The following is a 23,775-nucleotide window of genomic DNA, read 5'->3' as shown; positions in this document are numbered from 1 at the left end:
TTCCACTCACCTAAACAACATTGCTGAAAGAACGAAGTTGAACATCAGCACCAGCAACGAGGCGTTCACCACCGCGCGGGTGGTGGCGATCGAGGTGCCTTCGATGGTCGGTTCGGCATGGAAGCCCACATAGGCGGCGACCAGCGCGGCGGTGCCGCCGAAAATCGCCGACTTGAGCATCGCCACACCGAAGTCGTCCCAGAAGTCCACGCTATTGCTCAACCCCGACCAGAATGTGCCATTGTCGATGCCCAGCACGTGCACGGCCTCGAAATAGCCGCCGGTGATCGCCAGCGAGCAGAAAACGCCGGTCAGCAGCGGCACTGTCAGTACCGCCGCCCAGAACCGCGGCGCCACGGCCTTGGCAACCGGGTCGATGGCCATCAGTTCCAGCGCCTTGATTTGGTCGGTGGCGCGCATCAAACCGAGCTCGGCGGCGATCGAACTGCCGGCGCGGCCGATGAACAGCAGGGCGGTCAGTACCGGCGCCAGTTCGCGGTACAGCGACAGGCCCAGCAAAGTGGACAACGCATCCGACGCACCGTAGGTGGTCAGGGTGCGATAGCCTTGCAGGGTCAGTACCAAGCCGACGAAGGCGCCGCCGACGGCGATGATCGGCAGCGAACGCGCGCCAACCTTGTAGATCTCGCGCACCAGCTCGGCGATGAAATCGCGCGTGGGCAGCGAGCCGCGCAGTACGGTCAGCGAGAACAGTCCGGCACGGCCGAACGCGCGCATCGAAGCGACCACGGCCATCAGGCAGCACTCCGGTCGCGACGCGGCGCGGCATCGAAAGCGATCGGGCCGTCCGGCTGGCCATGCAGGAACTGCTGCACCAGCGGATCGGTGCTGTCCTGCAGTTGATAGGGCGTGCCGGCGAACACGATGCCGCCGTTGGCGATGACCACTGCCTGGTCGCTGATCGGCAGCGTCTCGTGCACGTGGTGGCTGACGATGATGCTGGTCAGGCCCAGGCTGTCGTTGAGGCGCTGGATCAGGCTCATGATCACGCCCGAGGCGATCGGGTCCAGGCCGGTGAGCGGTTCGTCGTAGATCATCAACGGTGGGTCCAGCGCCAGCGCGCGTGCCAGCGCCACGCGTCGCGCCATACCGCCGGACAGCTCGCGCGGCCAGGCATCGGCCGCAGCCAGCAAGCCCACAGCATGCAGCTTCATCTGCACCAGACGTTGCAGCACCGGTGCCGGTAGACGGGTGTGGGTGCGCAGCGGCAATGCGACGTTGTCGGCCACGCTCAGGTCCGTTAGCAAGCCGTTGCCCTGCAGCAGCACACCGACGTTGCGGCGCATCTCGAGCAGCGCCCGGCTACCGCGTGGAATCTGGTTGCCGAACAAGGCGACCGTGCCAGCGACAGGACGCAGTTCGCCGGTCAGTGCAGCCAACAACGTTGACTTGCCGCTCCCGGAGGGACCAAGCACGGCGGTGATGCTGCCGCGCGCCACGTCGAGCGAAACCTCACCCAGGATCGTCCGCCCGCCGCGATCGATGCGGACACGGGACAACTGCACGACAGGAGATGCGGACGCCGTCATCGAAACCTTTAACAGAATTGCAACGCCATAGAGTAGCTGGCACACGGCTGAATATAACCGAACCGGCGCGTGCAGTATTGTCGCATGCCATCGGTCCCTGGCTCACTGCCGACGGAGGTCGATCTTGCAGCAGGGCGTTTCATGCGTGACGTTGGACAATGTTCAAGCGCGGCGGTGTTGCGGCAGATATGCCCGAAACAGTTATCGAGTCTATATGCCTATCTCAATATCATGGAACGGGGGTACTGACCCTGGAGCACTTGGCGGGCAGCGTCAACGCGAAGTTTTCGGCAGTACTGAATGACGGTGACATCCCCTTCGTGTTGATGGAAGCGCGTCCGCTGTCTGCCACACATGCAATGCGCCGTGCGCGGTGCTCAATCCGGCACAATGCATGCAAGCATGCACACCACTTCCGCGCCCGATTTTCGTCTCTATCCTTCCAACGCGCTGGATACGCTTGCTGCCTTGCTCGCCGAAGAGCTGCGCCGCCCGGTGCCGAAGCAGCCGTTGCTGCAGCCGGAGGTGGTGCTGATCCCGCAGGTGGCGATGCGGCGCTGGCTGCAATCTACGCTGGCGGCCGAGCACGGGGTTGCGGCGAATCTGGAATTCCTCACCCCCGGCGAATTCGTCGCGCGCGCGCTGGAGTGCAATCTCGGTCCGGCCGAGGACGATCTGGACATGGTGACCATGCAGTGGCGCCTGTACGAGGCGCTGCAGGCTGATCTGGGCAGCGATGCCGCATTGGCGCCGCTGGCCGGTTATCTGGCCGATGGCGATGCGCTCAAGCCATGGGCGCTGGCCGGCGAGCTGGGCAGCGTGTTCGAGAAGTACCAGGCGTGGCGACGCGACTGGTTGCTGCGCTGGGAAAGCGGCGCTGATCCCGATGATCCGCAGGCTCGGCTGTGGCGCAAGGTCGCTTCCGGTCGTCAGTACCGTGCGCGCCGCATCGGCCAGTATCTGAATCGCTACGCGCGCCCGGATGGTCCGCTGCCGCAGGGCTTGCCGAAGCGCTTGTTCGCCTTCGCCATTCTCAATATTTCGCCCGACGTGCTGCGCGTGCTGGCCACGCAGGCGCGCGTGGGCACGCTGCATTTCTATCTGCCTACGCCGACTCAAGGCTATTGGGGCGATCTGCAGACCCTGTGGCAGCGCCGTCGCGAGGATGGGGCGGTGCAGCTGTTTGCCAAGCAGGTGCAGGAAAACCCGTTGCTGCAGGCCTGGGGTACGGCCGGGCGCGACTTCATGGCGCTGGTCGGCGACTACGAGGTGGTGCATCCGCTGGCCGAAATCGCCGCCTACGCCGACCCGCTCGAATCCGGCCATCGCGCGCTTGCTGCTGGTGGCCTGGGCGACAGCCTGTTGCGGCGCATGCAGAGCGACCTGTTCCATCGTCGCGCGCCGGGCGTGCCTGCGTTGTTGCCGGCAGTGAATCTGCACGACCCCAGCCTGCAGCTGCACGCCTGCCATACCCGGTTGCGCGAGTTGCAGGTGCTGCACGACCAACTGCGCGCCCTGCTCGACGACCCGCGCTTCGACCCGCCGCTGCAACCGCGCGAAATCGCGGTGCTGTCGCCGGATATCGACCCGTACGTGCCCTATCTGGATGCGGTATTCGGCAGCCACGGCAACGACGACGCGCTGCCCTATGCATTGGCCGATGCCAGTCCGTTGGCGAGCGAGCCGCTGGCCGAGGTGTTTTTGACCCTGCTCGGTTTGCCGATCGCACGGTTCGGCCTGCACGAAATTCTCGACCTGCTCGCCAGCGCGCCGATTGCCGAAGCTGCCGGCCTCGATGAAACCGGGTTGGAACGTCTGCGCGGCTGGTTGCACGCGGCTGGTGCGCGCTGGGGGCTGGACGCGGCGCATCGGCGTCAATTGCAGGCACCGGGCGACGACGCCTACACCTGGCGATTCGCCCTGGACCGGCTGCTGCTCGGCCACGCTAGCGGCGCCGATGACGACATCGATGGCGTGGCGCCATGGCCGCAGTTGGAAGGGAGCGCGCTGGCGGCGCTCGACACGCTGCTGCGGCTGCTGCGCGTGCTCGAACGCCATCAGTCGATGCTGGCCGAAGCGATGACGCCGGTTCAATGGCGCGAGCGTCTGCTCGGTCTGTTGGAGGCACTGATCCCGACCATGCCATCGGCACCGCGTGCACAGCGCGCGCTGGATCGGCTGCGCAGATTGATCGACCAATTCGCCCGCGATGCGGTGCGCGCCGAGTACGCCAGCACCGTGCCGGCCGAGGTTGTGCGTGCGCATTTTGCCGCGATGCTGGGCGAGTCGGATACGCGCGCGCCGCTGCTCACCGGCGGCATCAGTTTCGGTCGCATGGTGCCGATGCGCTTGCTGCCGTTCCGCGTGATCTGCCTGCTCGGCATGAACGACGGCCACTTTCCGCGCCGCGACCCGGCGGCCGGGCTCAATCGCCTCACCGCAGAACTGGACACCGAGCGTCGCCGGCATGGCGACCGCTCCACGCGCGAGGACGACCGGTTTCTGTTTCTGCAGTTGTTCGCCTCCGCGCAAGAGGTGTTTTACCTGAGCTATCTCGGCGCCGATGCGCGCGATGGCAGCGCGCGCGAACCTTCCGTGTTGGTCAGTGAATTGTTGGCGAGCGCCGCGCAGTATCATGCCGCCCCCGATGCGATCGACACGCTGGTGGTGCGTCACCCGTTACAACCATTCGCCGCCGCCGCGTTCGGTGCGCTGGGCGAAGACGGCGCCGACCCGCGTCGCTTCAGTTATCGCCGTCAATGGCGGCCGGCGGTGGACAGTTTGGTCGGCCAGCGGCAGCCGCTCGCACCATGGGTGGCCGGTGCGATGCCGACCGATGAGAGAGCGTTGCCCACCAGCGTTTCCATCGACGACCTGCGCCGCTTGTTTGCCGACCCGGCCGGGCAGTTTCTGCGTCATCGCTTGGGCATGCGTTTGCCCGATCCGGCCGGCGAAGACAGCGACCTCGAACCGTTGCTCGCCTCCACGCGCGGACTGGATCACTACGGTTTGCAGCAGCATGTTTTCGATGCCGCGTTGGCCGGCGACACCGACCGCCTGTACGAGCGCCTGCGTGCCCGCGCGATGCTGCCGTCCGGCCCGTTGGGACGCCGCCAACTCGATGAGCGTGTGGCGCAACTGCGCCCGTATGCCGACGCGTTCCGGCAGTGGCGTGGCGACGCACCGGCCGAGTCGCGCCGGCTGCAAGTGCAGATCGACGCCACCGATATGCACGGACGCGTGCCCGGTTGGTATGCCAGCGGAGTAGGGCGCGTGCAAGTCGGCCCGCTCAGCGGCCGCAATGCGATTCGCCACGGCCTGGAATGGCTGCTGCTGCGCGCCGCCGGCGAGCACGCGCCGTATGTGCGTTTCTTCGAACGCGACGACGGCCTGGGCCCGCATCCCATCGACGTCGAACCGCTGTCGCAGCTGCAGGCGCAACGCGCCTTGTCCGAGCTGTTGCAGCTGTACCGCCACGGCCTGCAGGCACCGCTGGCCTTCGCGCCGTACAGCAGTTGGAAATACCACCAGGCCGCTTGCAGCGACGCTCTGGACAAGGCCATCAAGGCCGCCGCCGGGCAGTGGCAATCCAGCGCCGGCTGGAGCGAATCGCACAGCCCGGAGCTGCGCCTGGTCAATCGTGGCCGCGACCCGTTTGCCGACGCGCAACGCTTCGCCGACTTCGCCACCACCAGCCATCGCGTGTACGCCTTGCTCGAAAGCGCCAGCACCGGCATCGTGCTGGATCCGGAGCGTCTGCTTGAGAGTTGGCGGCAATGGCACGGCGCGCAGGGAGATGCCGAATGAGCGTCATCGCCGTAACCGACCCGTACCTGCAATTGCCGCTGCATGGCGTTCGCCTGATCGAGGCCAGTGCCGGCACCGGCAAGACCTTCACTCTGGCCACGCTGTTCACCCGTCTGGTGGTCGAGCGCGGTTTGCGCATCGGGCAGATTCTCGCGGTCACTTTTACCGAAGCCGCAACGCAGGAATTGCGCCGCCGTATCCGTGAGCGCCTCGTCCTGGCCGCAACGTTGGTGCCCGATGCCTCATCGGCTTCTGTAGGAGCGGCCCCGGGTAGCCTTCGGCCATTGGCAGCAACCGAACTGGCCGCGGCCACGAGCACCGATGACCCGTCGCGGCCAATAATCCAAGACCACCTGGCGCCAGCGCAACAAGACGCGCCCGACGCCACCCTCACCCGCGCCATTCTCGCCGCGCATCTGACCAACGGCACTGAAACCCCGGCCGCCTTGCGCCGCCGCCTGCAACAGGCAGTGGAAGAAATCGACCTGGCTGCGGTCTTCACCATCCACGGCTTCTGCGCGCGCGTGCTGCGCGAACACGCCTTGGAAAGCGGCCAGGCCCTCGCCGCGCCGGAACTGCTCGCCAACGACCGCCAATTGCTGGGCGAAGTCGCCGCCGATCTATGGCGCCAGCGGGCCGCCGATGCGGTGATGGCCGAAGACCTGATCGCGCTGTGGTCGGGCGGCCCCGAGGCATTGGCCAGCGATCTGCGCGCCTTGGTGCGTCATCCAACGCTGTTGCCGGGGGTGGCAACGACTACCGACAATTCCGCCGCGCTGCTACAGGCCGTGCAAGATGCCAGCGCCGCATTGGCCGCCGCGTTCCAGGCGCACGGCACCGCCTTCTTCGAAGCCATCATGTCCGCCATCGATGGCGGCATCTTGAGCAAGGTCAGCTATAAGCCCGACTGGTTGGCATCGCTGTGGCATTGGTTCGAACGTTTCGCCGCCGCGCCATCGATCGGCACCGCGCCCCATGCCAAGTTGCTCAAGTTGACCGCTGCGGAACTGGCATCGGGCACCAACAAGAAGTTCGTCGACCGCACACCGGCCTCGCCGATGAGCCACGAGATAGACAGCTATCTCACCGCGCTGGCACGCGTCGAAGAATGGCGCACCCGTCGCCGCATTCGCCTGCTGCACGCCCTGCGCGACGACGCCATCGCACGGCTCGCTTTGCTCAAGCGCCAGCGCCGCGTGCAAACCTATGACGATCTGGTCAATGGCGTCGCACAGGCGTTGCAAGGCGCGCAGGCCGACGGACTGCTCAAACGCCTGCGCGCGCAGTACGCCATCGCGTTGGTGGACGAATTCCAGGACACCGACGACCGCCAGTGGTCGATCTTCTCCAACGTGTTCGGCGAAGGCCCACTCGCACGCGCGGCCGAACTTGCGCCGGCGCTGTTTTTGATCGGCGACCCCAAGCAGGCCATCTACGGCTTCCGCGGCGGCGACGTGCGCGCGTATCTGGATGCCGCGGTCACCGCTGAACTTGCCCCGCCGCTGAGCCACAATTTCCGCTCGCGCCCCGGCGTGTTGGCGGCCATCGACGCGCTGTACGCGCAGGCCGGCTTCACCGACGCCTTCCTCACCGACGGCATCGCTTTCCATCCGGTGCAGGCTGGTACCAAGCGGCTGGACACCGACCTGCAACGCGAAGGCGCCACCGCCCCGGCATTGACGTTGTGGCGCGCGCCCGAACCACCGCCGCCTGCCGCGCCAGCGGCGAAGAACAAGCCCGCAGGCAAGCCCAAACCCTGGAGCGCCGTCCGCGCCCGTGAGCTGTCCACCGCCGCCTGCGTTGCGGCGATTCGCGGCTGGCTGGCCGATGGCCGCGACGCCATCGCCACGATCTGTGGCCGCCCGGTGCAGGCCGGCGACATCGCCGTACTGGTGCGCAGCCACGGCGAGGCCACGCGTATCCAACAGGCGCTGGGCGCGGTAGGCATTCCGGCAGTCGCCGCCGGCAAGCAAAGCCTGTTCGCCACCGACGAAGCGCTGGAGCTGCTGGCCCTGCTGCAGGCCTTGCTCGATCCAGGCGACGACAGCCGCCTGCGCGCCGCACTGGCCACGGTGCTGATCGGCGAAGACGCGATCGCCATCGCCGCACTCGAACACGACGGCGAACGTTATCGCCGATGGCAGCAGCTGGCACTGGACTGGCGCGAACGCTGGCAACGTGGCGGCCCGCTGGCGCTGATCGGCGACCTCGGCGCCGCGCACGGGCAACGCCTGCTCGCACTGGTCGATGGCGAGCGTCGCCTCACCAATTACCTGCAACTGGCCGAACTGCTGCAGGAAGCCGACGCCCGCGCACTCGGCCCGCACGGCCTGGTCGACTGGCTGGCCCGCCGCATCGCCAACGCCGACGAAAACGACGAAACCCAGCAACTGCGGCTGGAATCGGACGTGCGCCGTGTGCAGATCGTCACCCTGCACAAGAGCAAGGGCCTGGAATATCCGCTGGTGTTTCTGCCGTATATCGGTATCGGCCGCAGCGACAAGGGCGCTGGCCGCCATTGCGTGGTGCACGCGCCGGGTCGCGGCCGTCAGCTGCATTGGAAGACAGATAAGGACGACCCCACCTGGAGCGCTGCCGAAGCGGCCTGGAAGCAGGAACAACGCGCCGAAGACGCACGCCTGCTCTACGTCGGCCTGACCCGCGCCGAGCACGCGCTGTGGATCGCCAGCGGCCCATTCCACCAGCACGAACGCACCGCCTTGTCCGGCATGTTGGGTGCACTCGATGCGCTGCAGGGCGCAGTAGTGGTGGATACCGCCACGCCGCCAACCAACCTGCCACGCCTGCCGCCGCCGGACGAGGCGCAGGTGCCGCCCGCCCGCACCCCGCAGCGCCATATCGCGCCCGAGTGGTGGGTCTACAGTTTCACCCAATTGGCCAACGCCGATACCGGCGCCGCCACCGACCCGATGGCCAGCGCCACCGTCGTCGGCAGCGGCGGCAGCGACGAACCGTCCAGCAGCGAGGCGATAGCGGTAGCCACCGAGGTCGACGCCTTCGACCCGCGCTTTGCCGGCAATCGCTTCGGCGTGGTGATGCACGAGGTGTTCGAGCGCTGCGACTTCGCCGCCTGGCATGCCTGGCAGCCAGGCCAACCCGCACCCCAGGGCCAGGCCGCCGCCATCCTCGAAGCCCTGCAACGCGGTGGCTACGCCCATAACGAATGGGACGATGGCCTGGCCATGCTCACCGACCTGATCGGCCACACCCTCACCGTCACCCTGCCGGAAGGCACCCATCTGGCCGCCGTGCCGGAGCCGCAGCGCCGCAACGAAATGGAATTCCATTTCGCCATGCGACCTACCCGCGTCGATGTATTGCTCGCACTGCTGCATCGCTTTGGTGTGGTCGGCGACCGCCAGGCCTTTGGCGCACGCCACCGCTTGGAGGGCCTGATGACCGGCCTGATCGACCTTACCTACACCATCGACGGCCGCTGGTACGTGCTCGACTACAAATCCAACCGTCTGCCCAGCTACGACGCCGACGCCCTGGCCCGCGCCATGGCGCACAGTGAATATGAGTTGCAGGCGCTGATCTACACCCTCGCCCTGCATCGCTGGCTCCGCTTCCGCCTGGGCAATTCCTACGACTACGCCCGCGACTTCGGCGGCGTGCGCTACCTGTTCTGCCGTGGCCTGGACGCTACCCGCTCATCCGTCTCCGGCACGCCTGGGCCCGGCATCTACGCCTGGCGCTTCGACCCAGCCCTGGTGGACGCCCTGGACGCGCTGTTCGCCGGCACGCCCACAGAGCACCGTTCTAACGATGGGGCAGAGCCCCTCTCCCCCCGGGGGAGGAGCTGTGGTGAGGGCGCGTCCGCCATGGCAACTCGCACTCCATGACCCACCCGAACCTCTTCACTGCACTCAACCAGGCCGGCGCCCTGCGCACGCTGGATCTGGCCTTCGCCCAAAGCCTGCAACGCCTGGCCCCGAGCACCGACCCCCTGGTCCTGGCTGGTGCCGCATTAGCGTCACTTGCGGTCACCAGCGGCCACGCAGGGCTCGACCCCACCCGCGCCGCCATGCTGCTAGACCCACGCGACGGTGTGCCCCCATCCTTTCCAGACCCAACCCACTGGCAGCGCACCCTCGCAGCCTCACGCTGGGTCGACCAACCGCTGCCCGAAGACCCCGCCGCTGCCGACTGCCCGCTGGTCCTCGAACACGGCCTGCTCTACCTGCGCCGCTACCGCGAATACGAACGCCGCCTCGCGCTAGGTCTGCAACGCATCGCCGCCCAATCGCCCCCACCCCTCGACGCAGCCACGCTAGCGCCGCTGTTCGCGCAGTTGTTTCCCAGCGCACCCGACTCCTCCCAAGCCCCAGACCGCCAAGCCCAAGCAGCAGCCCTCGCCCTGCGCCGCACGCTGCTGCTGGTTACCGGCGGCCCCGGCACCGGCAAGACCACCACCATCGCGCGCCTGCTACTGTTGCGCATCGCCCAGGCACGTGCGGCTGGCACCCCAGCCCCGAGCATCGCCCTGGCCGCGCCCACCGGTCGCGCCGCCGAGCGCATGGCCGAAAGCCTGCGCCTCGCAGTTGCCCGCGCCATCGCCGACGGCATACAGCTCCCATCGACCCCAGACCCTTCCCCTCTCCCGCTTAGGGGAGAGAGGGCCCGCAGGGCCGATGAGAGCGAGCCACCCACTTGGGAATCTCTCCTCCCCACCGGCGCCAGCACCCTGCATCGCCTGCTCGGCGTCATCCCGGATTCCCCGCACTTCCGCCATAACGCCGAAAACCCGCTGCCCTTCGACCTGATCGTCGTCGACGAAGCCTCCATGGTCGACCTGCCGCTGATGTGCAAACTGGTAGAAGCAGTTGCCGACGGCACCCAACTGATCCTGCTGGGCGACGCCGACCAGCTGCCCTCGGTTGAAGCCGGCGACGTGCTCGCCGCCATCCTGCAGGCCGCCGGCCCCGGCGACGCCCTGCAGCCGCACGCCGCCGCCGCGCTGCAACCGCTGCTCGGCAGCGTGCCCAGTGACACCGCGCCCGCCGACACCTACACAGGCGGCTTGGCCGGCCACCGCGTGCACCTGCTGCGCGGCTACCGGCAAGCGGAAGACTTCGCACTCGCCCCACTGGCCGACGCCATTCGTGCCGGCGACGCCGACACCGCACTCGCCCTGCTACGCAGCGGCGAGCTGGCCGGCGTGCACTTCCACGAAGACGGCAACGACCCGCTCGCCCTCGGCCGCGACGCACTGCTCGCCCATTGGCGCGCGCTGGCCGACGCACACGACCCAGCCGCCGCACTGCGCGACGCGGGGCGCCTGCGCCTGCTCACCGCTGTACGTGCCGGCCCGCAAGGCGCCCGCGGCCTCAACGCCCGCATCGAACAGCTGCTGGCCGAAAACGGCTCCGGCGCCCGCCGCCTCGGCACCGCCTTGCCCTGGTTCCAGGGCCGCCTGCTGCTGATCACCGAAAACAGCTACCGCCACGGCCTGTTCAACGGCGACGTCGGCATCTGCCTGCGCAGCGAAGCAAGTCCAGCCTCAAATCGCAGCGACGACCTTACCGCCAGCCGCCACACCCTGGTCGCCTGGTTCGAAGGCGACGGCGATGGCCAGGTGCGCGGCTTCCATCCCGCCGCACTGCCCGCCCACGAAAGCGCCTTCGCCATGACCGTCCACAAGGCCCAAGGCAGCGAATTCGACGACGTCTGGCTACAACTGCCCACCCGCGACGCCCGCGTGCTCAGCCGCGAACTGCTTTATACCGGCATCACCCGCCCCCGCCGCGCGCTGCACTTGGCCGGCAGTGAAGCGGTCATCCGCGCCGCGCTGGCAAGGCATGCCGCACGCATCTCGGGCTTGGCGTGGCGGTTGGGTGCGGAGCAGCAGGCGGCGCCCGCCATGCAAGCAACAGCCCCACCCACCGCCATGCCCGTGCAGGGTTCGTTGTTTTGATAGAGGTCCTCACCTGCAATGAGTCACAGCAAGAGTCAGTTATCCAAGGTTTTCGGATGACTGCCGCCTACGGGAAGAGTCATGGAAAACAATCTCACCGCATCTGAAAAGTATCTGGTGGGGAGTGCGGCTTACGCCTCACGCACCGCTCCGAGACCGCGCTTGTTGTCGGCCGGGGAGGCAAGCGCACACTCGATCCACTTCGAGTGGATGGCAGATACGTCCCGAGATGCCGTCCCTGGACCAAGGGAAGACGTCTTCAGCTGTCATTTTGCGACACTCGATGAACTGTTTCTGGCGAGCTTGTGCTTCTACTTCGCGCAGCCTGTCTTGATCTCCGGCTGGATGGATTTTGGAGTTCGTCATGAGCCGCGTGGCCATCGATCTGAGCGCCCAGCAGCCAGAACTGACGACTCATCCATAACGGCTTGCGCTATATAACGTTATGCGTTATGGTCGACACATGATCAAGAGCATTGTCGACAAGGAAGCCGAAAAGATCTGGGTGGGTGAGCGCTCCCGCCGGTTGCCGGCCGACATCCAGTCGGTCGCGCGCCGCAAGTTGCGCATGCTCAACGCTGCCGCGCACCTCGACGATCTGCGCATTCCGCCTGCCAACCGGCTGGAAGCGTTGAAGGGCGAGCGGCGCGGGCAGTACAGCATCCGGATCAACGACCAGTTGCGCATCTGCTTCCGATGGATGGAGGGCGATGTCGCCGAGGTCGAAATTGTCGATTACCACTGAAGCACGAGGCATCAGTCCATGACAGTCCTACCCAACATCCACCCTGGTGAAATCCTGCTTGAGGAGTTCCTCGAGCCGATGGGCATCAGCCAGAACGCATTGGCGCGGGCCACCGGTGTGCCGCCGCGCCGTATCAACGAAATCGTGTTGGGCAAGCGCGGCATCACCGCCGACACCGCCGTGCGCCTGGCTGCAGCGCTGTGCACGACCGAGCGCTTCTGGCTAGGCCTGCAAGCCGATTACGAGCTGGAACAAGCGCACCGCGCGCTGGGCGACCTGCCATCGCGGATCAAGCGGCTGGCGGCTTGATAGGAAGGGTGTCTCACACGTCACGCTGATAACAGAGTCCGCCCGGTGACTTGCAAGGCCTGTCGATCGCAGAGCAGCGTGAGCGTGCACAGGCAGGAACACGCACGCTCAACGATTGATGTCATCCTAAAACCGCGAGGTCAGGCATCCACCTGACCTCGTCTGCCGTCTGGCAGGCCGGGCGGCTTACTTGCCCTTCTTTTCCTGCTTGGCCGCGCGCTTTTCTTTCAGCGTCTTGGCCGGCTCTTTCTTCTGGCTCTTCTTCTGGTCCATTCCCTTGCTCATGACACCCTCGTAGTTGCTGGATTGATCGGTCTGGCAGCGCCGTGACCCTGGCGTGCCTGCGCACTGTAAGGCTTGCGCGGGTTGGAATGGCAGGGGATAGCGAGGCTGGGCGACGGGCGGTGCGGCGGGCTCGGCGTTTCCCTGGGGGGGCCAGGCGCCTGCAGCCCATCGAAGCAAGCTGCCGGCAGACCCACAAAAGCCAAACGCCCGCGTGCGACTGTCAAGGCCGGCACGCGGGCGCTGGCGACAGCAGCGGCTTTACTTGGCCGGCACGCGCTGGTACTGCTCGCCGCCGGTGTTGAGGTGGCCGTTGGCCTCATCGATGGCGAAGTTCACCGTCTCGCCATCACTGGTGACCTGCAGCGCCCCGTCCTTGTAGACCGCCGGGTAGCTCTCGGTCTTGGGCGTGCGGCTGAAGAACTTCGGCGTGGTGCTGCGCACCATGAAGGTCTCGCCGTTGCGCTCGATGTCCATCGTCTCGTCCTGCGTCTGCACGTTGACCCAATGGCCCACGAACTTCTCGCCCTCTATCTTGGCGCAACCGGCCAACAGCATTGCCGCAGCCAGTGCGGTGCCCATCCACTTCATCATTGCGTGTTCTCCAGTTGAGTCTGGAGGCGAGGATGGCGGGTGGAGGATGTATGGGAGGTCAAGAGTCAGGAGCTACCTAGAGAAAAAGGCTTCGCCGTATTCTTACGGAATAAAACTAGCTTTCGCCGGCCTGATCACCTAATAAAACAAATCCGACCCAAATCAGTTATGAATTAGCGTATCTTAAGCGAATGGACCGAGGTGCTGAAGTTTGTATTAAGCAGGCCATCTTTTCTTAATAATCAATCTAAGAGTTTTGCAATTTTGCCAAGTAAGAGTCAAGTCAGGAAGGCGGGAAAGCGCATAGCTGAAGCTTTGGATGTTAATGATATTGACGCAAGTGACATTAATATTATTGACGATTGGGGGAAGTCTCATTTGACGCCCCTCACTTCTATTGCTATGTGGTTGCGAAAGCCATCTATAGATGCAACTGGATTAGCCCCTGCGCAGAGGCTGAAACGTCGAGAAACAGTGTTGGATAAGTTAATTCGTCGCACCTGAAAAACCCCAACCACCCAACGACCGCAAGGCCTTGATGTCTGCACCGGCGTGCCAGAACTACCGGTGTTCGCTACGCTGAAGGCTGGTTTCTTGCAATTTCCGCCCATGCGTACACGCCGTCCTGCTGCCGAAGACAGACCCGCCGACGAGTTGTTTCGTTCGCGGCTGGAGAACCAGATCGATCTGCGTCATCCGCTGGCGCGGCTGAGCCAACGGATGCCGTGGACGGCGTTGGAGCAAGCACTTTCATCGCGCTTGCCGGCCACCCAGGCCGGTGGCGGTCGGCCGGCATTGCCGGTGCGGCTGATTGCCGGTTTGCTCTACCTCAAACACGCCTACGACCTGTCCGATGAAGCGGTGTGCGAGCGTTGGCTGGAGAATCCGTACTGGCAGTTCTTCACTGGCGAGGTCGTGTTCCAGACGCGTTTGCCGTGCGATGCCAGCTCGCTGACGCGCTGGCGGCAGCGCCTGGGTGAGGCCGGGATGGAAGAGCTGCTGGCGCACACCATCAACGCCGCGCATGCGATGCAGGCGGTGGAGCCGGTGATCGGACATCTGAAAGAAGACTGCCGGCTGCGTCGCTGCAGGCTGAAAGGTGCCCAAGGCGATGCGCTGCACGTGCTCGGCTGCGCGGCCGGCTACAACCTGCGTTGGCTGCTGCGCTGGATCGCGTTTTTGCGTGTCTGGATGCGGGCGATGGGATGGTCATCCTTGAGTACCGCGCCGCTGTCACCGACGGCACTTGGCGCTTGAAAGGGATTTTTCAGGGACGACTATTTAGTGACTTGGCGCACGGCCTATTAGTAATTCTTGGCGCCTAATGCGGCCGCAACTGCCGTTCTAGCGGCTATTGCATATTAAATAATCATTTCCTTAAAAAGGATTTCTATGAAAATTTCAGAAACGTCTTGCGTAAAATTTAGCGTGGGAAGATTGGCTGCAGGGCTTGTTTTGATTGCTTCAATTGCAGTGGCCGGCTTTGCTACCGCTGCTGAGCGAAATCTTGGGGCTAGACCAGCGGGTGTCCCAGCCGACTACGTGATAACTCCGTTCGGTTATTTTTCGCCTTCCTGTGTTCAGCAGATTCACGATGGAGACCATATCACGCAGGATGGAGGAATTCAGCGTGTCACCGGTTGGTTAGAGCAGCGGAAGATCTGTAATCAGGACAACTTCACGCGTGATGGCGTGCGTGTGAAACCCGATGGGCGAACTCTGCAAGGAAACCTCGCAAGGTCGAGTGAGAGGAACTCGCTTGCGCAAAATCACAAAGTAAGTCCCCCAACCATTTCTCAAAGTTGGTTGGCTTTTGGAAGTTATATAACTTCCAGCCAAATTGGGCGAATTGTAGCAAGCTGGAAAGTTCCGCCAAATCCAAGGGTTCGTTCTAAGCAAACGATTTATTACTTCCCAGGCATGCAGGGAGAAACGATTCTTCAGCCTGTGTTGGGGTATCGAGCAGAATCTAATACTTGGGACCTCAGTAGCTGGAATTGTTGCGAAGATGGAACCGTGTGGACTAGTGATTATATCCCTGCGAAATCAGGTGATCAAATCGTTGGTGATACTTATTCAACCTGCGCACCTGGTGTTGCCTGCAATCGCTGGAATATTGATACGAAAAATATCACGTCTGGTCGAAGCGTCAGATTGACGAGCGTGCCTTACGGTGATCCAAGTTTGATCGTAGGAGGAGCTTTGGAAGTCTATGCTGTAAGTAGTTGCAACGAGTTGCCAGATGGCGGGATGCTGACGTTTAGTAATATCGCCGTCTATGATCAAAATATGGGTCGCGTCACTTCTCCACCTTGGGAGCAGCATGGGCCTGATCATTCGGGTCTTACTCCTCAGTGCAATTATGACGTGCACACAACCGATACTTCTGTAACCGTTTTATATTGATAGATGCTGTCGCCAGCGAGGAGCTCTGAGTAGCTCCTCGCTGGCTATGTTGTATAGCGTTACCCGGAAAGGTGGTGAATGATCGAATCAAATATGGCCCTGCGATCTTGAATTGCAAAGCCCACCAAGATGCGTTTTTCGTAAAGTCTTTTTGGACCACTTGGCCGAATTTGGTCCGTTAGGGAACCTCTGAACAACGCACTTCAAATGCGCGACACTACACACCTACGTTGAGGAGTCATCCATGCAACTGACGTTCGGTGACGCTGAAGGTTGGGGCAAGCGCAAGCAGACTTGCTGCGAGATCTTCCTGGCCGAGATGGAGCAGGTGGTTCCGTGGAGGCATTTGCTCGGACTGATCGCGCCGCACTATCCGGTGTCGGGGCGGCCTGGTCGACAGCCGTACGCACTGGCGACGATGTTGCGGATTCATTTGCTGCGGCAGTGGTATGCGTTGAGCGATCCGGCGATGGAAGAAGCGTTGCACCAGATCCGGACCTTGCGCCGTTTTGCCCGGCTCGGCGGTTTGGACAATGTTCCCGACGAGACCACGATTCTCAACTTTCGCCGCTTGCTGGAAACCCATGGCCTTGCAGCGCGGATGCTGGAGGCCGTCAACGCGGATCTGGTGCGCAAGGGTCAGAGCCTGCGGTCCGGCACGATCGTCGATGCAACCCTGATCGCTGCGCCCAGTTCGACCAAGAACACCGACCGCGCGCGCGACCCTGAAATGCATCAGACCAAGAAAGGCAATCAGTGGTATTTCGGGATGAAGGCACCCATCGGCGTGGATGAGTTTTCCGGGCTGGTGCACCACGTCCGTTGTACGGCTGCCAATGTGGCCGATGTCACGGTGACCCACGCATTGCTGCACGGCAAAGAAGACAGTGTGTTCGGCGACAGCGGCTACACCGGTGCGGACAAACGCGAAGAACTGCAGACCTGCAAGGCTGGTTTTTTCATTGCCGCCAAGCGTTCGACGATTCAAGCCATTGGCAACAAACGCGAGCGCCGCCAGGAAGAACGTTGGGAATACTTCAAAGCAAGTGTGCGTGCGAAGGTGGAGCATCCATTCCGCGTGATCAAACGCCAGTTTGGCTACACCAAGGTCCGCTATCGCGGCCTGGCCAAGAACACCGCGCATGTGCTGACCCTGTTCGCACTATCCAATCTGTGGATGGTGCGCCGGCAGTTGCTGCCGGCCAGGGGATAATGCTGTCTGGCGCCAGCCAACGCCGCAAGAAACCGTAGAAATCGTATCGTACGCATCAACTCTGTGCGCTATTGGCACGCAGCAGGCTCGAATTTTAGAGGTCTGGTGCGTTGTTCAGACCTTCCTTAGAGCGTGTTATGAACTTTGAAAGAGGGTGGCTGCATTTCCAAGCATCAGGATCGTGAAGACGACGAAGTGCAAACCGGCCAAGGTTTCCGGCAATCGCTCGTAGTCGCGTGCCAGCCGTCTGAAACGATTGGCCCATCCGAAGCTGCGCTCGACAACCCAACGGCGCGGCAGCAAGACAAAGCCTTTTTTCGCTTCTTGCAGCTTGATCACTTGCAACTCAATGCCTTCTTCCGTGGCCGCCTGCGCCGGTTCTTGACCGGTGTAGCCCTGATCAACAAAGGCGATCTTGACCGTTTCACCGGTCACGTGTTGTACCTCTTGTGCCAACGATCGGACTTGCGCGCGCTCCTGCTCATTAGCCGGCGTCACCTGGACAGCGAGCAGATGTCCAAGCGTATCGACGGCCATGTGTACCTTGCTGCCTTTCTTGCGTTTATAGCCATCGTATCCAGCACGCGGCCCGCTTTCGCAGGTGGACTGCAGCGTGCGAGCATCGAAAATGACCGCGCTCGGCTGGCCTTTTTTCCCTTGCGCCACACGCAAGAGTGAGCGCAGATCACTGACCATGGCCTCAAAGCAGCCCGCTTGCAGCCAGCGCTGTGTTTGCTGATACACCGCTTCCCAGGGCGGAAAATCGTTGGGAAGCAATCGCCATGGTGCGCCGGCGCGCGCGATCCACCGCAGTGCGTTGAACATCGCGCGTAGCTCATACTTGCGCTGCGGTGCCTGCACGTCCATCAGCGTCAAATAGGGAGCCGCAAAGGCCCATTCTTCGTCGGAAATATCGGTGGAATAAGGCTTACGAGGCTTCATCCGTATACGTTAGCGTGACAAGGGCAAAGTTCATAACACGCTCTAGATCTTTGTTTCCAGGTTTTTGATCTTGCAATCTTTGGTTCCGACCGATAAGTCTTCGCGCTACTAATGCCGGACTGAATATCTCAGATTCGATTGCTCCGGCTCGGCGCGTTGTGGCTATCGTGCCTGCGACGTCCCCCCGCCCTGAGTAGCGGCCGGGTTTAGAGTCCGGGCCTGATGATATCGGTGTTTGCCAGATGTTGGGCATAAGCGGCCGGCGTCATGCCGCCGATTGCTTTCTTGGGTCGGTCCTCGTTGTATTCGCGTCGCCAGTGTTCGATCTCGGTGCGTGCATGCAGCAACGTCGGGAACCAGTGTTCGTTGAGGCATTCGTCGCGTAGTCGGCCGTTGAACGATTCGACGTAGGCGTTCTGGTTCGGTTTGCCCGGCTGGATGAGCCGTAGCTGCACACCACGGGCGTGCGCCCAGGCGACCATCGCCATGCCGCAAAACTCCTTGCCGTTGTGCCCCGAGGGCAGGCTTCGCGCTCGGTGCGGATCACCTGCGGCAAACCGCGACTGTGTGCCAGTCGGTCCAGCACGCGCGCAACGCCGCGTCCCGAGATCGCGCGCTCCACGTCGATGGCGACCGCTTCGTGGGTTGCGTCGTCCACGATCACCAGACACTTGAGCACCCGACCTTCGGCAGTGCGGTCGAACACGAAGTCCATCGACCACACCTGGTTGGCCTGCGATGGCCGCAACAATGGTTGGCGCTCGCCCACCGGCACCTTCTTGCGCCTGCGGCGCCGGACCTGCAACTGCTGTTCGCGGTACAACCGCTCCACGCGCTTGTAGTTCACGACGCGTCCTTCCTGACGAAGTTTGAGATAGATCATCCCCACGCCATAGCGGCGATGGCGATGCGCCAGCGCAAGAATGCGCTCGCGTAGCTCAACGTTGCGGTCTTCGCACGGGCGATAGCGCAGCGCACTGGCGCTCATGCCGATCGCTGCCAAGGCGCGACGCTCGCTGGCACCGCACCCGATCCACTCGCGCACCAGCGCACGACGCGCCGGTGCGCTCACCACTTTTTTCGCAGCGCATCCTTGATCAGGTCGTTCTCGAACAGCTGCTCGGCCAGCAACTTCTTCAGCCGCGCGTTTTCGGCTTCGCGCAGGAAGCCAATGATCTGCTCTTCGGTAAAGCGCTTCTTCACGTCCAATCTCCTCGGGGTAGGGAATTGGACTCCAAACTGAGGCGCTACTCAAAATTGGGGGGACGTCGTATTGCATAAGCCGAGACTACTGAGAAGGCGTCAACTTTGTCTGTCGGAGTGAAAGTGCCTGACTCATCAACAAAAATAAGCATGCGCTGATTCCGGACTTTTGCATCTTTCAAGCGCATGCCTCGGCGCTAGAAGTAGAGATAACTACGGATAAGAAGTAATTGGAGTGCTCAGAGTGCTTGCACTTTGGAGAAGTACAAGCACCCAGGCAACTTCGAGGATATCCTGCTCCAAAAAGGGACGCAGCGGACTCTAGGCATCACCTGCAACCACTTTATGCCTCACCACTCACCGATACGGCCCAGGCCCACGCCATACCGGTTCGCCCTGCTGATAGACCTCCATCATATTGATGACCTCGCGGGCATCGCCGATGTCTTTCAGTTCAGGGGAGTCCGGCGGCAGCAGGCGGCATTTGCTGGAGCCGCGTTTGAGAGCGACTTCCAGTGGGCAGACCATGCGGTATTGGGTGCCGGGCAGGACGATGGCCACTTCCTTCATGCCCTGGTCGCGCCAGTTGCGTAGCTGGGTTTCGCTGCGCACTTCGTAATACACCTGGTAGCCGCCCACATCCATGCTGGGTTGGGCGTTGTTGCGGCCGCGGCGGCGGCCTTCGCTGATGGTGGGCGCATTGGATACGCCGTCTTCGGTGGCGTCGGCTTCTTCTTCGAGCATGCCCGGTGGGTGGCCGGTCCAGGTTTCGGCGCGGTGCTGGGGCGGCGATGACGGTTCTGCCGGCGGTTGCGGCGGGGTGGGGCGCTGCACGGGTTGCGTCTGGCGTTGCTCGACCAGTCCACCGCGCCGGGTGTTGCCCGCGGGCGGGATCGGATTTTTGGCGGTCTTGACCAGGGTGGACTGCACCGGCGAGGGGGTCGGCGGCGGCGGCTCCGGGGCGGGCTTTTGCAACGGCGGGATCGGCGTCGGCGAGTGCGTGGGTAGCTCGGGCCGGCCGGTGTCGCCGACGAAATCCACCTTGGTGCGGCCACCGCTGGCCGAGCCCTGCGGTGGGGTCATGGTGGGCGTGGAGGCCGACAGCACGATCAGCAGCATCAGCACATGCAGCAGAGCGCTGATCAGCGAGGCGATCCAGGGCTCGAAGCGTTCGATCGTCGGTTCGGTGGGCGGCAGCCAGCCCCGGGCATCCAGTCGGACGTGAAGCAGCTGCAGTGCGTCGTCGCGCACGCGGTAGACCAGCACGTACGGCGTCTGCTTGACCATCCACTCGCGCGTGCCGGCAACCCGGCCGGCGCGACCGCGACCGGGTTGCTCGGCTAGGGTCCGGGTGGCTTCCAGCACCTGCCGCGCCATCGCCGTGGCGGCAGTCGGGTTGAGCGCGTGGTAGTGATCCTGGGCGTGTGCAAACTGCGTGGCGGCCGGGACGGTCCAGTCACGCCGCAACATCAACGCCCCATTTGGCGAACAGTGCCGTCACCTGTGCCGGAGCGGCAAGGGCGCCCTGATCCGCTGCGGCAATGCCGTCCAGTACGGCGGCCTCAATCCTGGCGGTGTCCACCACGCGCACCACGTCCTGCCAGCTGGCCGTTTCGGGCAGCGTGTCGATCAGCGCGTGAGCTTCTTGCTTGATGGCGGACATGGCACTGCGGCGGCGGATCTGTGCCGCTCAGTTTACCGGTTCGCTGGGCGCATGCGTTCGTGGCTACCTGCCGGGAAGTGCGGCGGGTGCGGGAGTGTGGCGGCGTCAGGCGGCTTTCCTTGTGCGTGCGCCGGACACGCCGATTCCGAGTACCGGCCGCGCCCGCCTGGCGGTGAGCGCAGTCGTTTTGTTAGCCACTCTTATTCGGCTGACCTTGGCGTAGCCGCTGGTCGAAGGTCGGTGCCGCAGTGCGATGCGTAGCCAGAAAGTCCGGGTAGTTGCCCGGCTACACAGATCAACGCGTCTTACACAACTGCATGCGGCTAAAAAACCAATCCCACAATAAAACTAAACAAATCCCAAAGTTTGAAGTAACTCGCGCCACGCGTCGGCTGAGTTGTTCGCACAAGGCTCTAGCGTTTCGCCTTCGGCCACGAATTGACGGTGCAGTCCGTGAGACGTTGGAGTCAACAATAAATTCGTCGCAATAATTGGCGCCATGAAATACCTACACCAAAAATTACCCGGAAACCCCGGCCCGGAGCTGCGGTTCACGGCCGGCCGGATACTGGAATGGTGGCAAGCATCCTGGCGCCCGCATCAGGCAGCGCCTGACCTAGTAAATCATGGGGTTTCGAGCGGCGATCGAGGCCATCGAGGCAATGCGCAAGTGGCCAACCCGGTGTTATGCGCATTACCGATTTTTAGGCTGACGCGCAAACGCAGCAGCGTCTGCCGTGAGTTATTCGCAGGTGCCATGACGCGGTTTGCACGCAGACCAGGGAGCACTAGACTCGGTTAAGACTTCCGTCACGAGGAACTGCTCACAACTTTTGTCAATCCGCCAGGCATTGTAAGTGCTCTGGTCGCCGATCCGGATGAGGTACTACCTTGAAGTTGCCATTCATATCAAACTGTCATAAACAGCAGCCCAAACCTGTTGCCCAAGGCCCGAGCGACACGACTGTGGATGCGCACCGGCCGTCGATCAATCGGGGCCCCGATCCTGAGAGTCCGCTTGCGCGCAGGCCTCCTAACCGGAAAACATCCCAGAAACCCAGCTTCAAGCCAGAGAAATTTTTATTGCATAGCTTATGCTTTAATTCTGTGGCAAGCACACCACGGAAAAACAGTATCAAGTCTGATGGCAGGATGTCGCACAAAGCCACTCCCAACGTTAGGGATGGGAGGTCAGAGCAGCGGAATTCCGATGCCGGATCGGCGTCTCATAGGATGGCCCCTGCCCATTCAGTCTACCTGGCTAGTGAAATGCCTGCTGAAGCGCCGACTAGGCTGGCAACGCGTGGCCAAAGCTCGGTGAGCGGCGCGCAGGTGGCAAGAAAACGCAAATCACTTGAAGAGCTTTTCAAACAAACAAAAGAGATGCACGAAGCTGATGCACCACTGGCTACTTTCACTGATGCCATAGACAAGCCTGCTTCACATGTTCATATGCATGTCGAAGACGCCGGTGGCAGCGGCACACGCAGCGAAATCGAAGAGCTCGATGCGACGAAAGAAAATGCAATTGCGCCCAAACGACTTGCGACCATTGAAGAAGAGAGCGGTAAAGCAGAACAAGGCGACATCGGGAACCCCGGTGATGAGCTCTCGATACCCTGGGCGCGTGACGCCAACCCAAAAAACCTTTTCTGGCAGAATATCGATGAATCGCACAAGCAGGATATTTTCAATTTATTTTCCGACGAACAAGACCTGGACGGCATCGGAATATTTGATAAACTCACGCTCATGGATGATGTTGAAAATCCTGACGACAGTGACGCGCTCAGTCAAAAAACTGAAAATCGCAGCATTGCTAATAGCTCCGAAAAGGAAAAATTTTTAGAAAAAGTAAAACTCATGGAACATATGGAGAATCATTTGATTCAGAACTATCAGGTTAACGATATCCGCAAGCTTCGCAGGGAGCCGGAAACGCCTGAGTCGTTAGTAGCGCTCGTGTCTCGTTTTCAAGAGGTGTCGAAGTCTGCTGCACCAGATTCGGAGTTGTCTCAGGGCTTGCCGCCATCAGCTCCGCAAGTTCGGGATTATTTTCAGGACGCGTCAAGGCGGGCGTCGCCAAATCTGGAGTATTTCGAGTTCGCGCAAGGGCCAACATCGCCAACGTCAGATCGTTTTCTTGAGAACACGCAGGCGCAATACGAAGCGGCACTGGAGATTGAGATAAACAACAAGAGACGCTTGCAGCAAGCAGAGCGCCTTGAGAAGCCAGCGCCCAAGAGTTTCTTGAAATGGCTGCGCGGTAAGATCAACAGCGAATGACCGGTGAGCTGCGGCACGGGCGATGGGCCGACCCGTCAAGCCGTCGTTAGCGTTCGTCAAGTGGATGCCTGCGGCAGGAATAACGCTGCCGGAACGTGCGCGGTGAGCCAGCCGCCACTATCTGCCAGGAAAAACAGCATGCCGTTGCGGTGCATGCGCCCTGCGTCGACTTGCTACACCACCGGCTGGCCATAACGCTGCCGCGCTGATGCAGCGGTCTGCGTGTTCTCGGACAGATGCACATCGTGACGCTGGCCGGGGCGCATGACCCACCCTCAGAAAACTGGCTCATCGTAAAGGATGGGATTTCGCCAGCATGGGCCCTCGTAGCCACGGGGATTCAAGCGATGAAGTGGTCACAAAAAAAGCGCTAAGGTCTGCCCAGCTACGCGAGCGCTTTGGCATCAGCCTGCGCCGTGCGTTGCAAATGATGTTGATGTCGCAGCCCAGCGACGCGTACGCGGCGATCAAGCTGACATCGAAGGGGGGCGACCCCACCGTGCACCGGCATGGAAAACCCCTGAAGAATGAGCCGGAAATGACGGATCCCAAGCGAATTCCCTGGCATCGTGAAAGGTCGAAATCTCTACCTTCAACTTGCACGGTAATCGGCGATGGGTCAGGCAAAAAAGCCGAAACGCCGGTCAAGTGCATCGCCAGCGGCATGCTGGCTGCGACAAGCGACCTGTGTGCTGCCTCGATCGGCCGGCATGTACAGCTCCTGATGTCCTGCACCTAAGCCAAAAGCGGGCTGAAGAAGCTGCGCCAGGCCCGCGTACAACACAGCTCTATGCGCCGAAATGCTTACATGCGTCATACAAGCGCGCACCTATACTT

At 62.5% G+C, this 23,775-nt stretch carries 18 protein-coding genes and 3 pseudogenes; 12 read left to right on the top strand and 9 right to left on the bottom strand.

Translation table 11 applies throughout. The features are described from left to right. Window positions 1-6 precede the first annotated feature (6 nt). Both PD885_RS19700 and PD885_RS19695 read right to left on the bottom strand, forming a co-directional pair. Window positions 7-756, bottom strand: a complete 750-nt coding sequence (locus PD885_RS19700; protein WP_002803911.1) for an MlaE family lipid ABC transporter permease subunit — start codon at window positions 754-756, stop codon at window positions 7-9. Next, window positions 756-1,550, bottom strand: coding sequence for an ABC transporter ATP-binding protein (locus PD885_RS19695; protein ID WP_002803908.1), 795 nt, complete (start codon window positions 1,548-1,550; stop codon window positions 756-758). Before PD885_RS19695 ends, PD885_RS19700 begins: the two co-directional genes overlap by 1 nt. Window positions 1,551-1,952: 402 nt before the next feature. Here PD885_RS19695 and recC point away from each other — a divergent pair, with 402 nt between their 5' ends. From recC to PD885_RS19670, 5 genes are all read left to right on the top strand, one after another. Continuing rightward, window positions 1,953-5,357 carry an exodeoxyribonuclease V subunit gamma gene (recC, locus tag PD885_RS19690; RefSeq protein ID WP_088057142.1) on the top strand — a complete coding sequence of 1,135 codons (3,405 nt, stop codon included), beginning with the start codon at window positions 1,953-1,955 and terminating at the stop codon, window positions 5,355-5,357. Beyond that, entirely contained in the window at window positions 5,354-9,223 is a 3,870-nt protein-coding gene (gene recB, locus PD885_RS19685; protein ID WP_088057084.1) for an exodeoxyribonuclease V subunit beta, read from the top strand. The genes recC and recB overlap by 4 nt, the downstream gene beginning before the upstream one ends. Next, window positions 9,220-11,295, top strand: coding sequence for an exodeoxyribonuclease V subunit alpha (gene recD / locus PD885_RS19680; protein WP_065975458.1), 2,076 nt, complete (start codon window positions 9,220-9,222; stop codon window positions 11,293-11,295). Before recB ends, recD begins: the two co-directional genes overlap by 4 nt. Before the next feature lie 463 nt (window positions 11,296-11,758). Then, window positions 11,759-12,040: a type II toxin-antitoxin system RelE/ParE family toxin gene (locus tag PD885_RS19675; protein WP_002803897.1), complete on the top strand. Its 282-nt coding sequence runs from the start codon at window positions 11,759-11,761 to the stop codon at window positions 12,038-12,040. An 18-nt stretch (window positions 12,041-12,058) separates the two neighbouring features. Continuing rightward, a complete protein-coding gene (locus PD885_RS19670) occupies window positions 12,059-12,349 on the top strand; it encodes a HigA family addiction module antitoxin (protein ID WP_002803896.1) in 291 nt (96 codons plus the stop codon). 543 nt (window positions 12,350-12,892) lie between these two features. Here the strand turns inward: PD885_RS19670 and PD885_RS19660 are convergent. Next, the gene (locus tag PD885_RS19660) at window positions 12,893-13,225 is read right to left on the bottom strand and encodes a hypothetical protein (protein ID WP_002803887.1); all 333 of its coding nucleotides are present in this window, start codon (window positions 13,223-13,225) and stop codon (window positions 12,893-12,895) included. 201 nt (window positions 13,226-13,426) lie between these two features. Between PD885_RS19660 and PD885_RS21200 the strand changes: the two genes are divergently transcribed. The 5 genes and pseudogenes from PD885_RS21200 to PD885_RS19645 all read left to right on the top strand — a co-directional run bounded on the left by PD885_RS21200 (window position 13,427) and on the right by PD885_RS19645 (window position 16,844). Beyond that, window positions 13,427-13,729 (top strand): hypothetical protein, encoded by a 303-nt coding sequence (locus tag PD885_RS21200; protein ID WP_145954077.1) that lies wholly within the window; start codon window positions 13,427-13,429, stop codon window positions 13,727-13,729. Between the two features lie 105 nt (window positions 13,730-13,834). Continuing rightward, window positions 13,835-14,269: pseudogene (locus PD885_RS19655) on the top strand (transposase); the annotation flags it as partial. Then, window positions 14,257-14,442, top strand: a pseudogene (locus PD885_RS22875) (IS5/IS1182 family transposase); the annotation flags it as partial. The pseudogenes PD885_RS19655 and PD885_RS22875, both read left to right, overlap by 13 nt. A 175-nt stretch (window positions 14,443-14,617) precedes the next feature. Further along, a complete protein-coding gene (locus PD885_RS19650; RefSeq protein ID WP_082244192.1) occupies window positions 14,618-15,631 on the top strand; it encodes a hypothetical protein in 1,014 nt (337 codons plus the stop codon). 244 nt (window positions 15,632-15,875) lie between these two features. Next, complete coding sequence (locus tag PD885_RS19645; RefSeq protein ID WP_088057082.1) at window positions 15,876-16,844, top strand: IS5 family transposase; 969 nt, start codon at window positions 15,876-15,878, stop codon at window positions 16,842-16,844. Between the two features lie 135 nt (window positions 16,845-16,979). On the opposite strand, the gene PD885_RS19640 is transcribed toward PD885_RS19645, so the two are convergent. The 6 genes and pseudogenes from PD885_RS19640 to PD885_RS19625 all read right to left on the bottom strand — a co-directional run bounded on the left by PD885_RS19640 (window position 16,980) and on the right by PD885_RS19625 (window position 20,652). Continuing rightward, a complete protein-coding gene (locus tag PD885_RS19640) occupies window positions 16,980-17,786 on the bottom strand; it encodes an IS5 family transposase (protein WP_002802516.1) in 807 nt (268 codons plus the stop codon). A gap of 206 nt (window positions 17,787-17,992) precedes the next feature. Continuing rightward, the gene (locus tag PD885_RS22555; RefSeq protein ID WP_338063595.1) at window positions 17,993-18,268 is read right to left on the bottom strand and encodes an integrase core domain-containing protein; all 276 of its coding nucleotides are present in this window, start codon (window positions 18,266-18,268) and stop codon (window positions 17,993-17,995) included. A 17-nt stretch (window positions 18,269-18,285) separates the two neighbouring features. Further along, window positions 18,286-18,669, bottom strand: a pseudogene (locus tag PD885_RS22550) (DDE-type integrase/transposase/recombinase); the annotation flags it as partial. Between the two features lie 185 nt (window positions 18,670-18,854). Next, window positions 18,855-18,995, bottom strand: coding sequence for a hypothetical protein (locus PD885_RS22545; RefSeq protein ID WP_338063594.1), 141 nt, complete (start codon window positions 18,993-18,995; stop codon window positions 18,855-18,857). Window positions 18,996-19,346: 351 nt separating this feature from the next. After that, window positions 19,347-20,459 (bottom strand): type II toxin-antitoxin system RelE/ParE family toxin, encoded by a 1,113-nt coding sequence (locus PD885_RS19630; protein ID WP_002803875.1) that lies wholly within the window; start codon window positions 20,457-20,459, stop codon window positions 19,347-19,349. Further along, window positions 20,446-20,652 (bottom strand): hypothetical protein, encoded by a 207-nt coding sequence (locus tag PD885_RS19625; RefSeq protein WP_002803872.1) that lies wholly within the window; start codon window positions 20,650-20,652, stop codon window positions 20,446-20,448. The genes PD885_RS19630 and PD885_RS19625 overlap by 14 nt, the downstream gene beginning before the upstream one ends. A 1,233-nt stretch (window positions 20,653-21,885) precedes the next feature. On the opposite strand from PD885_RS19625, the gene PD885_RS19620 reads away from it, so the two are divergent. Next, complete coding sequence (locus PD885_RS19620; RefSeq protein ID WP_002803870.1) at window positions 21,886-22,938, top strand: hypothetical protein; 1,053 nt, start codon at window positions 21,886-21,888, stop codon at window positions 22,936-22,938. A gap of 316 nt (window positions 22,939-23,254) precedes the next feature. Next, entirely contained in the window at window positions 23,255-23,677 is a 423-nt protein-coding gene (locus PD885_RS19615; RefSeq protein WP_002803865.1) for a hypothetical protein, read from the top strand. Window positions 23,678-23,775: the final 98 nt, after the last annotated feature.

Source organism: Xanthomonas fragariae, from assembly GCF_900183975.1.
GTDB classification, from domain to species: Bacteria; Pseudomonadota; Gammaproteobacteria; order Xanthomonadales; family Xanthomonadaceae; genus Xanthomonas; species Xanthomonas fragariae.
This window is presented reverse-complemented; position numbering and strand designations above follow the sequence as displayed.

Coding starts and splice junctions, on each gene's coding strand:
- PD885_RS19700 (WP_002803911.1), bottom strand. CDS start 756: ATGGCCGTGGTCGCTTCGATGCGCGCGTTCGGCCGTGCCGGACTGTTC.
- PD885_RS19695 (WP_002803908.1), bottom strand. CDS start 1,550: ATGACGGCGTCCGCATCTCCTGTCGTGCAGTTGTCCCGTGTCCGCATC.
- recC (WP_088057142.1), top strand. CDS start 1,953: ATGCACACCACTTCCGCGCCCGATTTTCGTCTCTATCCTTCCAACGCG.
- recB (WP_088057084.1), top strand. CDS start 5,354: ATGAGCGTCATCGCCGTAACCGACCCGTACCTGCAATTGCCGCTGCAT.
- recD (WP_065975458.1), top strand. CDS start 9,220: ATGACCCACCCGAACCTCTTCACTGCACTCAACCAGGCCGGCGCCCTG.
- PD885_RS19675 (WP_002803897.1), top strand. CDS start 11,759: ATGATCAAGAGCATTGTCGACAAGGAAGCCGAAAAGATCTGGGTGGGT.
- PD885_RS19670 (WP_002803896.1), top strand. CDS start 12,059: ATGACAGTCCTACCCAACATCCACCCTGGTGAAATCCTGCTTGAGGAG.
- PD885_RS19660 (WP_002803887.1), bottom strand. CDS start 13,225: ATGATGAAGTGGATGGGCACCGCACTGGCTGCGGCAATGCTGTTGGCC.
- PD885_RS19650 (WP_082244192.1), top strand. CDS start 14,618: ATGAAAATTTCAGAAACGTCTTGCGTAAAATTTAGCGTGGGAAGATTG.
- PD885_RS19645 (WP_088057082.1), top strand. CDS start 15,876: ATGCAACTGACGTTCGGTGACGCTGAAGGTTGGGGCAAGCGCAAGCAG.
- PD885_RS19640 (WP_002802516.1), bottom strand. CDS start 17,786: ATGAAGCCTCGTAAGCCTTATTCCACCGATATTTCCGACGAAGAATGG.
- PD885_RS22555 (WP_338063595.1), bottom strand. CDS start 18,268: ATGGTCGCCTGGGCGCACGCCCGTGGTGTGCAGCTACGGCTCATCCAG.
- PD885_RS19630 (WP_002803875.1), bottom strand. CDS start 20,459: ATGTTGCGGCGTGACTGGACCGTCCCGGCCGCCACGCAGTTTGCACAC.
- PD885_RS19625 (WP_002803872.1), bottom strand. CDS start 20,652: ATGTCCGCCATCAAGCAAGAAGCTCACGCGCTGATCGACACGCTGCCC.
- PD885_RS19620 (WP_002803870.1), top strand. CDS start 21,886: ATGGCCCCTGCCCATTCAGTCTACCTGGCTAGTGAAATGCCTGCTGAA.
- PD885_RS19615 (WP_002803865.1), top strand. CDS start 23,255: ATGGGCCCTCGTAGCCACGGGGATTCAAGCGATGAAGTGGTCACAAAA.